Origin of the sequence: Streptomyces sp. NPDC006711 (assembly GCF_042869775.1) — a bacterium.
Classification (GTDB): domain Bacteria; phylum Actinomycetota; class Actinomycetes; order Streptomycetales; family Streptomycetaceae; genus Streptomyces.
The window spans coordinates 1-1,023 of the sequence record NZ_JBIAGO010000049.1; the positions used below are offsets into that span (position 1 = coordinate 1).

Consider the following 1,023-nt stretch of genomic DNA (forward strand, 5'->3'; position numbering starts at 1 on the left):
GTCCGGCGATTGAGGACGAGCGCCGTTCAGGCGCGAAGGGGGTCTGGGGCGGAGCCCCAGGGGCCCCGGCTGCGGGCCGTGGGTGGCTGGGCGCGCAGTTCCCCGCGCCCCTGAGGCATCCCGTGCGGGCCGGCATGGGCATCTTCAGCCCGTCCGGCGATTGAGGACGAGCGCCGTTCAGGCGCGAACGGGGTCTGGGGCGGAGCCCCAGGAACCCGGCTGCGGGCCGTGGGTGCCTGGCCGCGCAGTTCCCCGCGCCCCTGACGGGGCTGGTGCCGGCCCGTACCGGCAGCCTCGTCCCGTCCGGGAGTAGGGCTGGTGCTGGCTCGCAGCGGCACCTTCAGCCTGTCCGGCGATTGAGGACGAGGCCGTTCAGGCCGAACGGGGTCTGGGGCGGAGCCCCAGGGGCCCCGGGGCGGGGTTTGGGGCGGAGCCCCATGGGGTTGGGGGGAGCCCCGGGCCAGCGGGTGGCCGGGGCTCCGTTAAGGGGGGTTAGTCCTTGATTTCGCAGATGGGGGCGCCGGATGCGACCGACGCTCCGACCTGCGCCGTAAGCCCCTTGACCGTGCCGGCGCGGTGCGCGTTCAGCGGCTGTTCCATCTTCATCGCTTCCAGGACCACCACGAGGTCGCCTTCCTTGACCTCCTGGCCCTCTTCGACGGCGACCTTGACGATCGTGCCCTGCATGGGAGATGCCAGGGTGTCCCCGGACGCGGCGGAGCCGGCCTTCTTGGCCGCCCGCCGCTTCGGCTTCGCGCCGCCCGCCGCGGCCGTACGGGCCAGCGTCATGCCCAGCGAGGACGGCAGGGAGACCTCGAGGCGCTTGCCGCCGACCTCGACGACGACCGTCTCGCGTCCCGGCTCCTCATCCCCGTCCGTGTCGGCGGTGGCCGTGAACGCGGGGATGTCGTTGACGAACTCCGTCTCGATCCACCGGGTGTGGATGGTGAAGGGCTCCGCGGTGAAGGCGGGGTCGGTGACCACCTTGCGGTGGAAGGGGAGGGCGGTGGCCATGCCCTCGAC

General features: G+C 73.1%; 1 protein-coding gene. It reads right to left on the minus strand.

Translation table 11 applies throughout. From position 1 onward, the window contains the following. Nucleotides 1–492 precede the first annotated feature (492 nt). On the minus strand, nucleotides 493–1,023 hold a 531-nt coding region (locus ACFYM2_RS34770; protein ID WP_388841898.1), incomplete at its 5' end, for a biotin/lipoyl-containing protein.